Below are 15455 nucleotides of genomic sequence, written 5' to 3'. Positions count from 1 at the left end.
TTTGTGTGTCTAACGTGTAGCGTAGTTTATTCAGTAAATGCCGATCCCGCCTAAAACGATTCCTGCTGCCGATCATTCCGTTGCGCCGGACGCCATCACAGGCCCTGACTTTCGGGCTTGGCTCGATGGCGAGGCATTGGCATTGAGATTTGATCGCCTGCGGATTGCCGATACCGATTTAGGGCTTGCCCCAGAGCGCTTACGCGCCTGGTTAGCGGCTGGCTACCATGGTGAGATGGGCTTTATGGAGCGACATGCTGCCTTACGCTCCAGCCCAGAGCTGCTTCAGCCCGGCACCTTGCGCGTTGTCTGCGTCTCCATGAATTACGCCCCCGATCTTGATATTGACGCGGAGTGGAATCGAATTGCTAGCCCCGGTGAGGCAGTGATATCGGTTTATGCCCGCGGCCGGGATTACCACAAAGTATTGCGCCAGCGCCTCCAGGATTTAGCAAGTCGTATTGAAGAGCGCATCGGTCCGTTTGGCTACCGCGTCTTCACGGATTCAGCGCCGCTAATGGAAGTCGAGTTGGCACAAAAAGCGGGATTGGGGTGGCGCGGTAAACACACCCTCCTACTCAATCGTGAAGCGGGCTCGGTTTTCTTTTTAGGGGAGATATTGCTCGATTTGCCTTTGCCAGTGGATCCGCCAGTAGAGCCCCACTGCGGCACGTGCAGCGCTTGCATCGACGTATGCCCAACAGCGGCGATTACCGCGCCGTATGTAGTTGATGCGCGCCGATGTATCTCTTACCTCACGATTGAAAACCCGGGACCCATTCCCTTAGAGTTTCGTATCGCGATGGGCAATCGCGTGTACGGCTGCGATGATTGCCAATTGGCTTGCCCGTGGAATAAGTTTGCCCAAGCAACAGCCTTGCCGGATTTTGCTGAGCGGAATAGCATGGGCGGAAGTTCTTTATTGGAGTTATGGTCTTGGACTGCAAGCGATTTTGAGCGCCGCCATGAGGGGAGCGCCATTCGCCGGATTGGCTATAGCCGCTGGCGCCGCAATCTCGCGGTGGCGATGGGCAATGCCCTGCGTTCAGACAAGAGTGCGCCTGAGCTGAAATCAGCCCTTCGCAGGGCCTTGCAAGCAGACCAAGCAGCAGCTGATGCTTTGGTGCAGGAGCACATTGATTGGGCCCTAGAGGCCCCATTCTCGGCATAAAAATCTGCTCATTCCTTCGGACTCATACAATCCCAATATGCAATCCGATCGTGACCCCGTTCTAGAGCCTGCCCAAGGGGCTGAGTTGCATCGCTTTACTAGTCGCAAGGATGCGTTTCGTAATGGTCTCAAAGATGCGAGCGGTGCTCCTGCCATGGTCCTCTTTGCCGGCATGGTGGGTTTTGGGGCGATGGGCAAAACCAGCGGGTTTGATCTCAGCTTTACTGCCTTGAGTAGCCTCCTGATGTTTGCGCTACCCGGTCAAGTTGTATTAATGGAGATGATGGTCGATGGCGCGTCGCTGTTAGCGATTGCCCTAGCCGTAACCTTGACATCTACCCGCTTTATCACCATGACCATCACCTTGTTTCCGCAACTGGATCGGCGCGATCAAAATAAACGTTTATATGCGTCCGTTCATTTGCTCGCGATGACGGCATGGGCTGTGTCGATGCGGGAATTTCAGCGGATTGAGCCGCAGCACCGTTTAAGTTACTTTGCCGGCCTCGGTTTACTATGCTGGATGATTTCAGTACCGGGGACGATCTTGGGTTATTTGCTGGCAGGTGTAGTGCCGGTCTTTATTACGCTCGGCTTGATTTTTATTAACCCCTTATTTTTCTTGCTGACTTTTGCTGAGGTCAAGCCATGGATTAATCGGATTGCGATTGCCCTGGGTTGTGTGATGGGCCCTTTCTTCTATTTGCTGGATCGCGATACGAGTCTTTTGACTACCGGCATTGTGGCAGGCACCTTAGCCTATTGGATTGACCGTCAATATTTGCGCAAGCGCAGAGCTGCATCGGATGGAGGCATGTTGTGATGGCCGCTCACTTACAAGGATGGGGGCTGTGGATTGCCCTCGCAAGCGCCTGCATTGGCACCTACTTGTGTCGCGCCATCGGCGTGATGCTTGCCGGAAAAATTAACCAAGAAAGCGAGATCTTTCGCTGGTTATCGGCAGTCACCTATGCCATGGTTGCAGCCTTAACCATCCGCTTGATTGTTTTGCCGATTGGTTTACTCGATACCGTACCGCTGTGGATCCGTATTTTGATTTGCTTGCTTAGCATTGGCATCATGCTGTCAAAACCCCAGCAGCGCTTTGTTCCGGCCTTACTGATTGGTACGCTGCTGATGGTCTCTTACGGCCTGATGCGCTAAGACCGTAAGAGGATTTCAAAAAGGATTCGTTTAGAGCAATACTTTATTGCAGGTGGGCTGCCAAGATGCGAGCAATATGCACCGCATCGCGCTGCGTACCATCATGAATCTGATGACGGCAACTCGTACCATCGGCAACCACCCAGCTATCCGGCGCTTGCCGAATGGCTGGCAATAAACTCAGTTCTGCCATTTGCTTTGACACGCTAATGTGCTCGACTTCATAACCAAAACTTCCAGCCATACCGCAGCAAGACGATTCAATCAGAGTGGGCTTTGCATTCGGAATCAGTTGCAGCAGTTCGAGTGCTGGCGTCACGGCAGCAAATGCTTTTTGATGGCAATGGCCATGAAACAGCACTGCGCGATCGGCTGGTTTGAGATTGAGATTGAGTTTGCCGGCCTTGGATTGATCGACTAAGAATTCTTCTAATAGCTGCGCTTTTTGGCTGACACTCACTGCCTTTTGTCCAAAGCCCATCACTAAGGCTTCGTCCTTTAAGGTGAAGAGGCAAGAGGGTTCCAATCCAACGATGGCAATACCGCGCTCGGCATAGGGTGCCAAGTGGTCTACCAAGGCGCCCAAGCGGGCTTTGGCCTCATCCACCATGCCAGCAGCAAGGTAGGTACGACCACAACAAAACTGCTTTGAGCATTTCTGTTCTGTGGCAGAAGCGCTATTCGCTGTATCCATTTGCGGAATATGAATTTGATACCCAGCGGAGCGCAGCACGGCAATTGCTGCATGCACGTTCTCGTTCTCAAAGTAGGCATTAAAGGTATCGACTAAAAGGACGACTGCCTTACTCTCGGCTTGCAGTTGCTCTGGTGTGAAACGGTATTGCGCTGCACTTGCCGCGGAATCGATTGGTGCATTCCAAAAAGTATCGCTACGCCAGACGGGTAGGGTGCGCTCGGCTGAAATGCCAGTGAGCCACTCTTGTATCTTGGCAATGGCGGGGATGCGGTTACGAATATTCAGTAAAGCGGGTAGGCCTGGAATACGGCTCACCATCGGCGCATAGTGCGGCAAGTGCGCTACTAGGCGATCACGCAGCGTATGGCCATGGCGTTTTTTGTAGTGGCTTAAGTATTCCACTTTCATCTTCGCCATATCGACACCCGTAGGGCACTCGCGGCGACAGGCTTTGCAGCTGACGCATAAATCCATGGCATCTTTGACGGCTGCAGTAGTCAGCGGATCTTCACCGGGCGCAGCATCGAGTTGACCCGATACGGCAAGGCGTAAGGTATTGGCACGGCCGCGGGTGAGGTGTTTTTCATCGCGGGTAACGCGGTAGCTGGGGCACATGGTACCTGCATCAAACTTACGGCAATGGCCATTGTTATTGCACATCTCGACTGCTTTGGAAAAGCCATGCGCTGGATCGCCGCCACTACCCGGCGCGCTCGTCTCTTCGGTAACGGGATTGTTTTGCACATTCCATGCCGACCAATCTAAATTGGTCTTGAGGGGAATGATTTTGTATTCCGGCGGAAAGCGGAAATAACTCGAATCATCCATCTTCGGTGGATCAATGATTTTTCCGGGATTAAATAAATTATCCGGATCAAATGCATGTTTGATCTCACGCAAGGCATCGGTAATCTTCGGACCAAATTGCCAGCTAATCCATTCACCGCGGCACAGGCCATCGCCGTGCTCGCCGCTGTACGCGCCTTTATAGCGACGTACTAGTTCAGACGCCTCTTCTGCCATGGCCCGCATCTTCTGCGCGCCATCACGGCGCATATCCAAGATCGGCCGAACATGCAAAGTGCCCACGGATGCGTGGGCATACCAGGTACCGCGTGAGCCGTATTTTGAAAAGACGTCGGTGAGTGCACTGGTGTAGTCAGCTAGGTTCTCGAGTGGTACGGCACAGTCCTCAATAAAGCTCACCGGCTTGCCATCGCCTTTGAGACTCATCATGATGTTCAGGCCCGCTTTACGAACTTCCCACAGATTTTTTTGGAGACCTGCATCGGGCATTGACACCACAGTATTCGGTAAACCCAAGTCACTCATCAATTCCTTGAGTGCTGCAACGCGTTCTAACAGTGGGGCATGCGCTTCACCCGAAAACTCCACGAGTAAGATCGCTTCGGGTGTTGGGCCAGCTGCATCAATCAGTGCGCTTTCAATGGTCTTTTTAAAGCTGGGGTTGTGCCGCGCTAAATCAATCATGGTGCGGTCGACTAATTCCACCGCGGTAGGACCTAGTTTGACAATGTGCTGCGCGCTATCCATGGCGCGATAGAAGCTGGAGAAATTCACAATGCCGAGCACCTTGTGCTGCGGTAATGGAGCCAATTTCAGTTGCAGTGATTTGAAATACGCCAGCGTCCCTTCACTGCCGACTAACAAGTGGGCCAAGTTAACGCTGCCATCAGTGGTGTACGGTTTTTCGCTTTGCGGATGAAATACATCCAAGTTATAGCCAGCGACACGGCGCATGACTTTCGGAAACATCGCTTCAATTTCGGGTTGCAAGCGATTGGCTAAGCCTTTGACAAAATCACCCAGCTGTTTTGCGCTTCCCGTGCTCTGAGCATAGTTACCGAATTGCGCCAGTTGACCATCGGCCAGCCATGCATCGATGCCCAAGACGTTGTGCACCATATTGCCGTATGCAAGCGAGCGACTGCCGCAGGAATTGTTTCCGGCCATGCCGCCAATCGTTGCTTGCGCTCCGGTAGAAACGTCAACGGGGTACCACAAGCCATGTTTTTTTAGATTGGCATTGAGGTGATCCAGAACTAAACCGGGCTCCACTTCAGCAGTGGCTTTTTCGGGATCGACGTGGAGGATCTTGCGAAAGGCCTTGCTGTTATCAATGACCAGCGCAACCCCAGTGGTTTGGCCGCATTGGCTCGTGCCGCCGCCACGGGGCAATACTGGGATCGAATGCTCCCGCGCTACTGCTAAAGCCGTTTCGATATCAGCTGCATCTTCGGGGATCACAACCCCAACCGGAAATTGCTGATAAATCGATGCATCCGTAGCGTAGCGACCCCGGCTTGGGGTGTCGGTTAGCACCTGCCCACGGATGTGCTTTTGCAATTGGGAGCTGATTTCAGGGGGCAGGGCGGTTTTTGTTGGCATGGCTCAAGGTATGGGAAAATGGCAAATACATTCAGAATCGAGTGAAATTCTACAAAAGACCGACTATTTCAGCTTGATCCCCTGTTTTTTTACAGATTTTTGATTTTACGTGGCAATTGGTTTTCTTAAAATTGACCCGCGTCGGATTGAACAAGGGATTTTGAGCTACAACAGCGACCGTTGCGGTATTCCACCGAATTCAGACCAAAACACCATTAGGAGACCATCATGTTGGCAAACAAACCTTACCTGACCCAAGCAAACGTTCAAGCCATTCTGGACGCCGCCAATGCGCACGCTGCTGCAAACAACTGGGCAGTGACGATTGCGGTTTGTGATGATGGCGGCCACGTACTCGGCATGATTCGCCGCGATGGCTGCGCTCCTGTATCCGCTTACATTGCCCAAGAGAAAGCCCGTACGGCGGCTATGGGTAAGCGCGAGACTCGCGTATACGAAGAGATTATTAACAACGGCCGCACCTCCTTTTTGTCCGCACCCCACATTCAAGGGATGCTAGAGGGTGGCGTCAATATCGATGTAAATGGATTTACCATCGGCGCAGTCGGCGTTTCCGGCGTGAAGTCTTCCGAAGATGCCAGCACTGCTAAGGCTGGGATCGCGGCCATTATTTAAGTTACCTTGACCAATACCACTGTAGATACAAACACCCCCGCAGAGTCTGCCGACTCTCCAGTTAGCATTACCTTCGCCGATTTTGGCCTTGACCCACGCGTTCAAAAGGCAATCGGCGAACAGGGCTATAACACCCCAACCCCCATTCAAGCGCAAGCGATTCCTCATGTGCTAGCGGGCAAAGATTTAATGGGTGCCGCGCAAACGGGTACTGGCAAAACTGCCGCCTTTGTGTTGCCCATCATTCAAAAGTTGCTTCCGGGTTCAAGTAGTAGCGCATCGCCAGCGCGCCATCCCATTCGCGCACTGGTCTTAACGCCAACCCGCGAACTGGCAGTGCAGGTTGCCGATAATGCGGCTAACTATTCTCGGCATACGGATCTGCGCTCAACCGTCGTTTTTGGTGGTGTGGACATGCAGCCCCAAGTGGCTCAGCTACGCAGTGGTATCGAAATACTGATTGCTACGCCTGGACGTTTACTCGATCACCTTGGCTCTAAAACCGCGAACTTATCGCAAGTCGAGATCTTGGTCTTGGATGAAGCTGATCGCATGCTCGATATGGGCTTTTTGCCTGATCTGCAGCGCATCATTAATTTAATCCCAGCACAGCGCCAAACCTTATTGTTCTCAGCCACCTTCTCTCCTGAGATTAAAAAATTAGCACAGAGTTATTTGCGCAACCCCGTTACGGTTGAAGTGGCACGCCAAAATGCCGCTGCCGATACCGTCAGGCAGGTGGTGCACTTGGTCTCTGCGGCCGATAAGCAGCGTGCGATTACCACCATCTTGGAGGCGCGTACCCGCCAGGGTTTATCGCGTCAGTGCATCATCTTTACCAATAGCCGTTTAGGCTGCGCCAAACTCTCGCGGGCACTTGAGCGCGATGGTATTAAGGCGGGATCGATTCATGGCGATAAGAGTCAGGGTGAACGTACACTGACTTTGGATGCATTTAAGTCGGGCGCTATTGAGGCTTTGGTGGCAACCGATGTGGCAGCGCGTGGTCTGGATATTCCAGCGATGCCTTGCGTGATTAATCACGAGTTGCCTTACAACGCCGAGGACTTCATTCACCGCATTGGCCGTACAGGACGGGCAGGTAGCACCGGCGATGCAATTGCCTTAGTCGACGATGGTGAAAAGCGCTTGTTAGACGACATCGAAAAATTGATGAAGCGCAAATTGCAAGTGATGCCACTCCCAGAATTAAAGGGCGGCAAAACGGCAGATCCATTTTTCTATAAGCCCTATCAAGCCGGCGCAGCTCCAGCCGGTGCCGCACAAGCAGCGCCAAAGGCGAGTCTTGATGATCGCAACCCTGATCAGCCGATCGCCAACCCCATTAAAAAAGCAGGCATCACACCCGCTAAATCACCGGTTGGTGCTTTACTCGGCGGCATGAAAAAAAAGACCGGTTAGTTTTGAGTGCGGCTGATTTGCTTAGTCCGATCAGCCCAAGCATGCGTGGCCTGCAGTAGCCACTCTGCAATCGTTTGGTCTTGTCCATCACTGAGATTCCTTAAACCCAGATGCAGTGCAGCTGCCTGTAGCGCTTGTAAAGCAGCCGCCTCACTTGCGGTATTGATTTCAGTAGCCTGAGTCTGCTTACTTAACTTCTCCCCATGCGGATCTAAGACGAGTGGCAAGTGGCGGTATTGTGGGGTTGGGTAATCCAAAATCCCTTGCAAATAAATTTGCCGCGCAGTGTTGCTGAGTAAATCGGCGCCCCGCACAATGTGCGTGATGCCTTGTCGTGCATCATCAACCACCACGGCGAGTTGATACGCAACAATTCCATCGGCCCTAAGCAGTACAAAATCCCCCACATCAGTATTGAGGTTTTGCTCTTGTGACCCAAGCTCCGCATCGCTAAAGCGAATCACTTGCTCGGGTTTGAGGGCAAGGCGCCATGCAGAAGGCGGCATCGCTTCAGGAAGCTGTGCTTGCCAAACATAGCCATGACGGCAGGTGCCCGGATAGATCTGTTCTTGATTGCGGGCGCGTAGCTTGCCTTGGCTGCTCAGGGCGCTAGTAATCTGCTGGCGCGAGCAAGTACAGGGGTAGATCTGCCGATCGCTGTAAAGCGTTTCTAAGACGTTTTGGTAAGTCTTGAGTTGCTGGGATTGCCAGAGCACTTCCTCGTCCCAGGTAAGCCCACAGGCCTGTAGCTGAGCCAAAATGCGCTGGTCCATTCCGGCAATGCAGCGCGGCGCATCCAAATCCTCGATGCGGACGAGCCAAGCGCCTTGATTGGAGCGGGCATCCAGCCAGCTTCCCAGGGCGCTGGCTAGGGAGCCGGCATGCAAAGGCCCGGTCGGTGAGGGCGCAAAGCGCCCACGGTAGCGTGGATGGGGTGGTTTTAAGCTAGACACAGCTAAAATCATCTCATGGCCGTACCCCGTTTTGTTCATCTGCGCGTTCATTCCGAGTTTTCAATTACGGATGGAGTCGTGCGCATTGATGATGCGGTTGCTGCAGCAAGCAGTGATGGCATGGGTGCCTTGGCCATTACCGACCTCAGCAACCTATTTGGTCTAGTGAAGTTTTACATGGCTGCCCGTGAAGGCGGAGTCAAGCCGATTGCCGGCGCCGATGTGTGGCTCTCGAATCTACAAGATCCTGATCAGCCCTACCGGATGCTTCTGCTGGTGCAAAACCACTCCGGCTACCTCAATTTATGCCAGCTGCTCAGCCGGGCATCGCTGGATAACCAATCGCGGGGGCGCGCAGAAGTAGATCCTCGGTGGTTTAGTGAGCCGGCTGCAAAAAAAGAAGATCAGGCGGTTGGCCGAACTCTGTCCTATGGATTGATTGCCTTATCGGGCGCGCATTTGGGTGATGTGGGTACCGCGCTATTGGCGGGCCAGGAAGAGCAGGCGAGAGCCGCTGCCGAGCGCTGGAAAACCCTTTTTCCGGGCGCTTACTTTATTGAAGTGCAGCGTGCCGGGCATCCGCAAGATGAACAACACCTGCAGCTAGCTTGCCAGCTTGCGAGCACCCTTGCTATACCGGTAGTTGCGACCCATGCCGTCCAGTTTATGCATCGGGATGATTTCAATGCCCATGAAGCGCGGGTGTGTATCGCAGAGGGCGAGTTACTCGGCAATCCACGTCGCCAGAAAAAATTCAATCCCGAGCAATACTTTTTAAGCCAAGCCGAGATGGAAAAGCGCTTTGCTGATTTACCAAGCGCGCTCGCTAACTCGGTTGAGATTGCCAAACGCTGCAACCTCTCCTTGGTATTGGGTCAGCCTCGTTTGCCGGAGTTTCCGATTCCGGCCGGCATCTCGCTCGGCGATTATTTATTTAAGCAGGCCGAGGTCGGGTTGGTTCGGCATATGGCACGTAACTTTCCCGATCCAGAGCAGCGCGCTGCAGAAGAGCCCCGTTATCGCGAGCGTTTGACGTTTGAAGTGAAGACTATTGAGCAAATGGGATTCCCGGGTTACTTTTTAATCGTTGCCGACTTTATTAACTGGGCAAAGAACAATGGCGTACCCGTGGGTCCTGGCCGCGGCTCGGGTGCCGGCTCCTTAGTAGCTTATTCACTTGGGATTACGGATCTGGATCCCCTTAAATACAACCTGCTGTTTGAGCGATTTTTAAATCCAGAGCGGGTATCGATGCCCGACTTTGATATCGACTTTTGCCAGCACGGGCGCGATCGTGTAATTCAGTATGTCAAAGACAAATACGGCAAAGATGCCGTGAGTCAAATTGCCACCTTTGGCACCATGGCAGCGAAAGCAGCTATTCGGGATGTGGGCCGGGTCTTGGAGCAGGGCTATGGCTTTGTCGATAGCATCGCAAAGCTCGTGCCATTTAAGCCCGGTCAACTGGTCACGATTGAGATGGCCAAAAAAGAAGAAAAGCAATTGGCTGAGCGGGAGCGTAATGAGGATGAAGTGCGGCAACTCTTGGCGCTTGCACAGCAACTCGAGGGCATGACCCGTAACGTGGGCATGCATGCCGGCGGCGTACTCATTGCCCCGGGAAAGCTAACGGATTTTTGTCCGCTGTATACGCAAGACTCCAAAGACCAAGACAGCAGCTCGGTCATCAGTCAGTACGATAAAGATGACGTAGAGGCGATTGGCCTCGTCAAGTTCGACTTCTTGGGCTTAACCACGCTGACCATCTTGGCTGCAGCAGAGAGATGGATTAAAGCATTGCATGCCGATCGCAAAGACTGGACTATCGGCGACATCACCTTGGAAGATCCTGCTGCATTTGAAGTTCTGAAATCCGCTAATACCGTTGCAGTCTTCCAGCTGGAAAGCCGCGGCATGCAGGGCATGCTGCGCGATGCCAAGCCCGATCGCTTTGAAGACATCATCGCTCTCGTAGCGCTTTATCGTCCTGGCCCAATGGATCTGATTCCGGACTTTATTGCGCGTAAACACGGCCGCCAACAGGTTGAATACCCCGATCCCCGTATTGAGCCGGTTCTGCGCGAAACCTACGGCATCATGGTTTATCAAGAGCAGGTGATGCAGATGGCCCAAATGATTGGGGGCTACTCGTTGGGCGGCGCTGATTTATTACGCCGGGCGATGGGCAAGAAAAAGCCAGAAGAGATGGCGCAGCACCGCAAGATCTTTAGTGAGGGCGCCAAAAAAGGCGGCATTACTGAAGCCAAAGCCAATGAGATTTATGACCTGATGGAGCGCTTTGCGGGTTATGGATTTAATAAATCCCATGCTGCTGCATATGCCTTACTCGCTTATCAAACCGCATGGCTCAAGGCCCATTACCCTGCTGAATTTATGGCGGGCAACTTATCGCTCGCCATGGACGACACCGATAAGGTCAAAATTCTGTACGACGATTGCCTGCAAAATCGCTTACGGGTATTGCCGCCGGATATCAATACCGGCACCTATGAATTTACTCCCCTGCGCACGCAAGGGGCGCCATTAGAGCAGTCCTTGACCGATATACGCTACGGCTTAGGTGCGGTACGCGGCACCGGCGAAGCAGCGATTGAGGCAATTGTTAAAGCGCGCGAAACCGGCGGCCCCTTTACTGATCTGTTTGATTTCTGTGCGCGTGTCGATCGCCGCCAAGTCAATCGCCGTGCAATTGAGGCATTGATGCGCGCTGGCGCCTTTGATAGTTTGTATGCCGCAGGACCCAATCAAAAAGGCAAGCCCTACGATATTCGCTCTACCTTACTCGCTTCATTGGCGCGGGCGATTGAGGCAGCAGAGCAGGCCGAGGCATCGATTCATCAGGTGAGTTTGTTTGAGACTGCAGGTGAATCCGATCGCCACTTGCCTGAGCTCGTGAGTGAGCCGCCTTGGCCTGAAAAGAAACGACTGCAAGAAGAAAAAACCGCGCTTGGCTTATGCCTTACCGGCCATTTGTTTGATGCATACCGCAATGAGGTAGCGCATTTTGTACGGCAACCTTTGGTCAAGGTAGCCGAAGGAAAAGACCAATTGCTGGCCGGCATTATTACGTCAGCACGCATGCTGACTGGGCAACGTGGGCGAATGATGGTTGCCACGATTGACGACGGTACAGCGGCAATCGAAGTCATGCTCTATAGCGAGGTGTACGAACCCAATCGATCCTGGTTAAAAGAAGATGAGCTGGTTATCGCAAAAGTGAATGTCACGCCTGATAAGTTTTCCGGTGGCACTCGGATCGTGGCAGAGGCTGTGATGGATATCGCGGGTGCGCGTTTGCGCTTTGGCCGTAATGTGCATGTGCGGATGGATTCCGGGGTTGATCTGAAACTCTTCCGCAGTCAAATCAACCCTTACTTAATCAGCAATCGCCAGCAACAGGCAAAGCCAGGTATGCCCTCAAATATGGCACCTAGCCCATTAGATGGCTTTAAGGGATTGCCGCTGACTGCGGTAGTCACTACGAGTGGCAGTGCTTGCTTAGTGCAGTTTCCGGATGAGTTACGGCTCTATCCGGATGATGCTTGTCTGCATAGCCTGCATCAATTGCTTGCAACAACACAGGCAGATCCGGTGACGGTGCAGTACGCGTAAAAAATACTGGATTTATTGCGCTGCTTTTAAGGCCGCATGCGCACGAATTTTTTCATTAAGGCGCTCTCTGCTGCTTTTGTCATTTGATTGATCGCGCACTTTATGAAAAATATGAATGACTTCGGTTGCCCAGGCGCCGGATTTACGAATCACACCATGGGCTTGTAGTCTAAATACAAAGTCGGCATCTTCATGTCCCCAGCCAAGCAGCGTTTCATCAAACCCGCCAATCGCGAGGGCGTCGCTACGCCAGCAGGCCATATTGCAACCCTTAATGCGCCGCCAAACAAACGTGCTGTACAGCCTGCGTGAGTGATCACCAAACTTGATTAACAAGGGCAGTAATTTATTGAGGCCGCCGCGTAAGCGATAGCGAAGGGCATGCTGCTTGAAGCGCTCAAAACTCCAATGCGGCCATGACAGCATTTCTTGGGCGAGCGCTTTGTTTGACAGAATACGACTGCCCGTTACCATGTGGCCAGGCTCTGCTAGCTTTCGATGCTGGGCAATAAAATCGGGCTGCACAATGCAGTCACCGTCTATAAAAATAAGGTAATTGCCTTTTGATGCTGCAATCGCTAAGTTGCCAACCACGGTCTTGCGGCAACCATCGTCTTCAATCCAAACGTGCTCCATGGGCACAGGAAAATCAGCACGCATCCCATCAATCAACTCACGGGTATCGGGGCGTGAGCCATCATCAGCGATGATGACCTCAAAATTGCGATCGGTTTGCGTCTTTAAGGACTCAAGCGATAGTCGCAAGGCTTGCGGCCAGTTGTACGTTGCCACAATCACCGAAATCATGCTCATGGTTTTTGCTCCATGCGAGATGCTCTAGCTAGTTCGCAGATTTTCATATAACGGTAATACGATCCTTGGGCATTGGCGAGTGCCAGTGAAAAGCCTTGAGGCCCATCCAGAAAACCCAAGCGAATAAAGTAGGTTCTAAAAAAAGACCAAGCCCCATGGCCAATCGCTGCTAGCGGACTGCTTCGCTTGCCTTTGGCAAAGGCTTGCTCGGCTGAGGCGCTGGAGTAGCGATCAATTTTTTGCAGTACCTGTGAGTAGTTCATAAAGCTGTAGTGCAGCATGTGGTTTTTCAGCTTCACAACAGAACCGCTTGGAATAAGCCGCTCATGCACGAGGTCATTCGAAAACCGAGCGGTACTGCGCTGAAATAAGCGGTCTACGTAGTCGGGATTCCAGCCTGAGTGGCGGATGAAGCGCCCGCAATACCAAGATAGCCTGGGAATGGCAAAACAGGTGGTATGACCCGGATTGGCTAGTACTGCACAAATCTCCGACCGAAGCTCTGGGGTCAGTCGCTCGTCGGCATCCAGGGAGAGGACCCAATCGCCCGTGGCAAGGTCCAGCGCCCGGTTCTTTTGAGGGCCAAAACCAGGCCAATCGGCTGGCTGGGCGATGGTGGCGCCAAACTCCTGGGCGATCGCAATGGTTCCGTCGGTACTGGCCGTATCGACCACGACCACCTGCTGGGCAAGCCCTTCTAGGGAGGCAAGGCAGTCCCGAAGATTGGCCTCTTCATTGCGAGTGATGAGTATGACGGATAAGGTGGGCATAATTCATTATATGAATGCCGACGACAGAATTGCCCTAAACCGCCTAATCCAGTATTTAAAACCCCATACCAAGACGATTATTGGGTCGATTTTGGCTATGGCACTGGTGGCTGGGGCAGAAACATCGATACCGGCCTTAATGAAGCCGCTATTGGACCGTGGTTTTACCGGTGAGCTCGATGGCAGGTTATGGCTCGTTCCGATCTTTTTGGTTGGGCTTGCATTTATCCGCGGCGGCGCTCAATTTCTGTCGAATTATTTGTTATCGAGGGTCATCAATGCAGTGCTGCTAAGACTGCGTGAACAGATGTTCCAAACCTTATTGCATGCCAAGACCGAGTTTTATCAAAAGAGTTCTGCATCGAGCCTCATTAATGCGGTTGTGTTTGAGGTCAATAATGTCCTGAGCATCATGGGTACGATGCTGATTAGTTTGGTGCGCGACTCGTTAACGGTGCTGGGTTTATTGGGCTACCTGATTTACCTCAACTGGAAATTGACCCTGGTTGTCTTGATTATTTTCCCGATCATTGCCTACATCATGAGTCTGATTAATCGCCGCTTGCGTGGTCTCAATCGCGAGCAACAGGCTATGACTAGCGAGCTTGCTTACATCGTTGAAGAATCCGTCTCGGGGCATAAGATTGTTAAGGTCCATGGCGGTGAAGCCTATGAGATGAGCCGCTTTATCGAAAAGGCGGATCGCTTGAGACGCTTTGCGCTCAAGACGGCGGTAGTGGGCGGCTTAAATCAACCGATTACCCAACTCATTGCCTCCATGGCGCTCTCCGTTGTGCTCGTGATTGCGCTCTTACAGTCTTCCACCGAAGGAACTACTGTGGGCGGCTTCGCTGCGTTTATCACGGCCATGATGTTGATCATTTCGCCGATTAAGCATCTGGCTGATATCAATCAGCCATTGCAGCGTGGTCTCACTGCAGCCGAAATGATTTTTGGTTTGATGGATCAGCCGATCGAGGAAGACGATTCGCGTAAAGCGGGCGTACAGCGAATAGAAAAAGCAAAGGGCGCCATCACTTTTAAAGACGTATCTTTTTCGTATCAACAAGATGCCGATCGGCAAGATGCTCTGAAGCACGTCAGTTTGTCGATTCAGGCAGGCGAGGTGGTTGCCTTTGTGGGGCCGTCGGGCGGCGGTAAGTCGACACTAGTGAGTCTGTTGCCACGCTTTTTTAGGCCCACTTTGGGCGCGATTGAGCTTGATGGCATCAATCTAGAGGAACTCTCTTTATCCGATTTGCGACGCCAAATTGCATTTGTTAGCCAAGACGTCATCCTGTTTAACGACTCAATCGCTGCAAACGTCGCTTACGGTACCGATGCGGTTAACGGAATCGATCGGGGACGTGTGATTGAGGCGCTGGAGGCGGCTAATCTCACCAATCTACTAAGTGAGCTACCGCAAGGAATCGACACCTTGATTGGCGATAACGGCAACCGACTCTCTGGTGGGCAACGGCAGCGCTTGGCGATTGCCAGGGCCATTTATAAAGATGCACCGATCTTAATCTTGGATGAGGCCACATCAGCCCTCGATTCAGAATCCGAGCGTCAAGTGCAAGAAGCATTAGATCGCCTGATGGCCGGTCGTACCACTTTGGTGATTGCGCACCGCCTATCGACGATTGAGCATGCCAGCCGCATTGTGGTCTTAGAGCATGGGCAGGTGGTGGAGAATGGCTCGCACGCCGAGTTAATTGCTAAAGGCGGTTTGTATAGCAATCTGCATCGGCTGCAGTTTGCCAATGCATAAGTACAAGATAGAG

At 52.6% G+C, this 15455-nt stretch carries 11 protein-coding genes; 7 read left to right on the top strand and 4 right to left on the bottom strand.

What is annotated here, in order from left to right:
- Positions 1-37 precede the first annotated feature (37 nt).
- From queG to Q8M75_RS01295, 3 genes are read left to right on the top strand one after another with little or no spacing between them, the layout of a single operon-like run.
- On the top strand, positions 38-1171 hold the full coding sequence (gene queG / locus Q8M75_RS01305; RefSeq protein ID WP_305485359.1) for a tRNA epoxyqueuosine(34) reductase QueG: 1134 nt from the start codon (positions 38-40) through the stop codon (positions 1169-1171).
- A gap of 37 nt (positions 1172-1208) precedes the next feature.
- Positions 1209-1994 (top strand): AzlC family ABC transporter permease, encoded by a 786-nt coding sequence (locus Q8M75_RS01300; protein WP_305485357.1) that lies wholly within the window; start codon positions 1209-1211, stop codon positions 1992-1994.
- Entirely contained in the window at positions 1994-2335 is a 342-nt protein-coding gene (locus Q8M75_RS01295) for an AzlD domain-containing protein (RefSeq protein ID WP_305485355.1), read from the top strand. Before Q8M75_RS01300 ends, Q8M75_RS01295 begins: the two co-directional genes overlap by 1 nt.
- 43 nt (positions 2336-2378) lie before the next feature.
- Here Q8M75_RS01295 and Q8M75_RS01290 read toward each other — a convergent pair whose 3' ends face one another.
- Complete coding sequence (locus Q8M75_RS01290; protein ID WP_305485354.1) at positions 2379-5441, bottom strand: FAD-binding and (Fe-S)-binding domain-containing protein; 3063 nt, start codon at positions 5439-5441, stop codon at positions 2379-2381.
- 231 nt (positions 5442-5672) lie between these two features.
- On the opposite strand from Q8M75_RS01290, the gene Q8M75_RS01285 reads away from it, so the two are divergent.
- Entirely contained in the window at positions 5673-6077 is a 405-nt protein-coding gene (locus tag Q8M75_RS01285) for a heme-binding protein (RefSeq protein WP_371131727.1), read from the top strand.
- Positions 6078-6083: 6 nt separating this feature from the next.
- Positions 6084-7499, top strand: a complete 1416-nt coding sequence (locus Q8M75_RS01280; RefSeq protein ID WP_305485350.1) for a DEAD/DEAH box helicase — start codon at positions 6084-6086, stop codon at positions 7497-7499.
- Here the strand turns inward: Q8M75_RS01280 and gluQRS are convergent.
- Positions 7496-8491, bottom strand: a complete 996-nt coding sequence (gene gluQRS / locus Q8M75_RS01275) for a tRNA glutamyl-Q(34) synthetase GluQRS (RefSeq protein ID WP_305485348.1) — start codon at positions 8489-8491, stop codon at positions 7496-7498. The two genes, Q8M75_RS01280 and gluQRS, sit on opposite strands and share 4 nt — an antisense overlap.
- Here gluQRS and dnaE point away from each other — a divergent pair.
- Positions 8468-12085: a DNA polymerase III subunit alpha gene (dnaE, locus tag Q8M75_RS01270; protein ID WP_305485345.1), complete on the top strand. Its 3618-nt coding sequence runs from the start codon at positions 8468-8470 to the stop codon at positions 12083-12085. The two genes, gluQRS and dnaE, sit on opposite strands and share 24 nt — an antisense overlap.
- 12 nt (positions 12086-12097) lie before the next feature.
- Here the strand turns inward: dnaE and Q8M75_RS01265 are convergent, their stop codons facing one another.
- Positions 12098-12898 carry a glycosyltransferase family 2 protein gene (locus tag Q8M75_RS01265; protein WP_305485342.1) on the bottom strand — a complete coding sequence of 267 codons (801 nt, stop codon included), beginning with the start codon at positions 12896-12898 and terminating at the stop codon, positions 12098-12100.
- Positions 12895-13668, bottom strand: coding sequence for a glycosyltransferase family 2 protein (locus Q8M75_RS01260; protein WP_305485341.1), 774 nt, complete (start codon positions 13666-13668; stop codon positions 12895-12897). The genes Q8M75_RS01265 and Q8M75_RS01260 overlap by 4 nt, the downstream gene beginning before the upstream one ends.
- A 10-nt stretch (positions 13669-13678) precedes the next feature.
- Here Q8M75_RS01260 and msbA point away from each other — a divergent pair, with 10 nt between their 5' ends.
- Positions 13679-15442 (top strand): lipid A export permease/ATP-binding protein MsbA, encoded by a 1764-nt coding sequence (gene msbA / locus Q8M75_RS01255; RefSeq protein WP_305485339.1) that lies wholly within the window; start codon positions 13679-13681, stop codon positions 15440-15442.
- Positions 15443-15455: the final 13 nt, after the last annotated feature.

The organism is Polynucleobacter sp., assembly GCF_030693775.1.
Lineage (GTDB): Bacteria > Pseudomonadota > Gammaproteobacteria > Burkholderiales > Burkholderiaceae > Polynucleobacter.
Note: the sequence above shows the minus strand (reverse complement) of the source record. Positions and strands in the feature narration are given on the sequence as shown.

Bases quoted from the DNA above. Each gene is read 5' to 3' on its own strand.
- queG (WP_305485359.1), top strand. From the start codon at position 38: ATGCCGATCCCGCCTAAAACGATTCCTGCTGCCGATCATTCCGTTGCG.
- Q8M75_RS01295 (WP_305485355.1), top strand. From the start codon at position 1,994: ATGGCCGCTCACTTACAAGGATGGGGGCTGTGGATTGCCCTCGCAAGC.
- Q8M75_RS01260 (WP_305485341.1), bottom strand. From the start codon at position 13,668: ATGCCCACCTTATCCGTCATACTCATCACTCGCAATGAAGAGGCCAAT.
- dnaE (WP_305485345.1), top strand. From the start codon at position 8,468: ATGGCCGTACCCCGTTTTGTTCATCTGCGCGTTCATTCCGAGTTTTCA.
- Q8M75_RS01265 (WP_305485342.1), bottom strand. From the start codon at position 12,898: ATGAGCATGATTTCGGTGATTGTGGCAACGTACAACTGGCCGCAAGCC.
- msbA (WP_305485339.1), top strand. From the start codon at position 13,679: ATGAATGCCGACGACAGAATTGCCCTAAACCGCCTAATCCAGTATTTA.
- Q8M75_RS01290 (WP_305485354.1), bottom strand. From the start codon at position 5,441: ATGCCAACAAAAACCGCCCTGCCCCCTGAAATCAGCTCCCAATTGCAA.
- Q8M75_RS01300 (WP_305485357.1), top strand. From the start codon at position 1,209: ATGCAATCCGATCGTGACCCCGTTCTAGAGCCTGCCCAAGGGGCTGAG.
- gluQRS (WP_305485348.1), bottom strand. From the start codon at position 8,491: ATGAACAAAACGGGGTACGGCCATGAGATGATTTTAGCTGTGTCTAGC.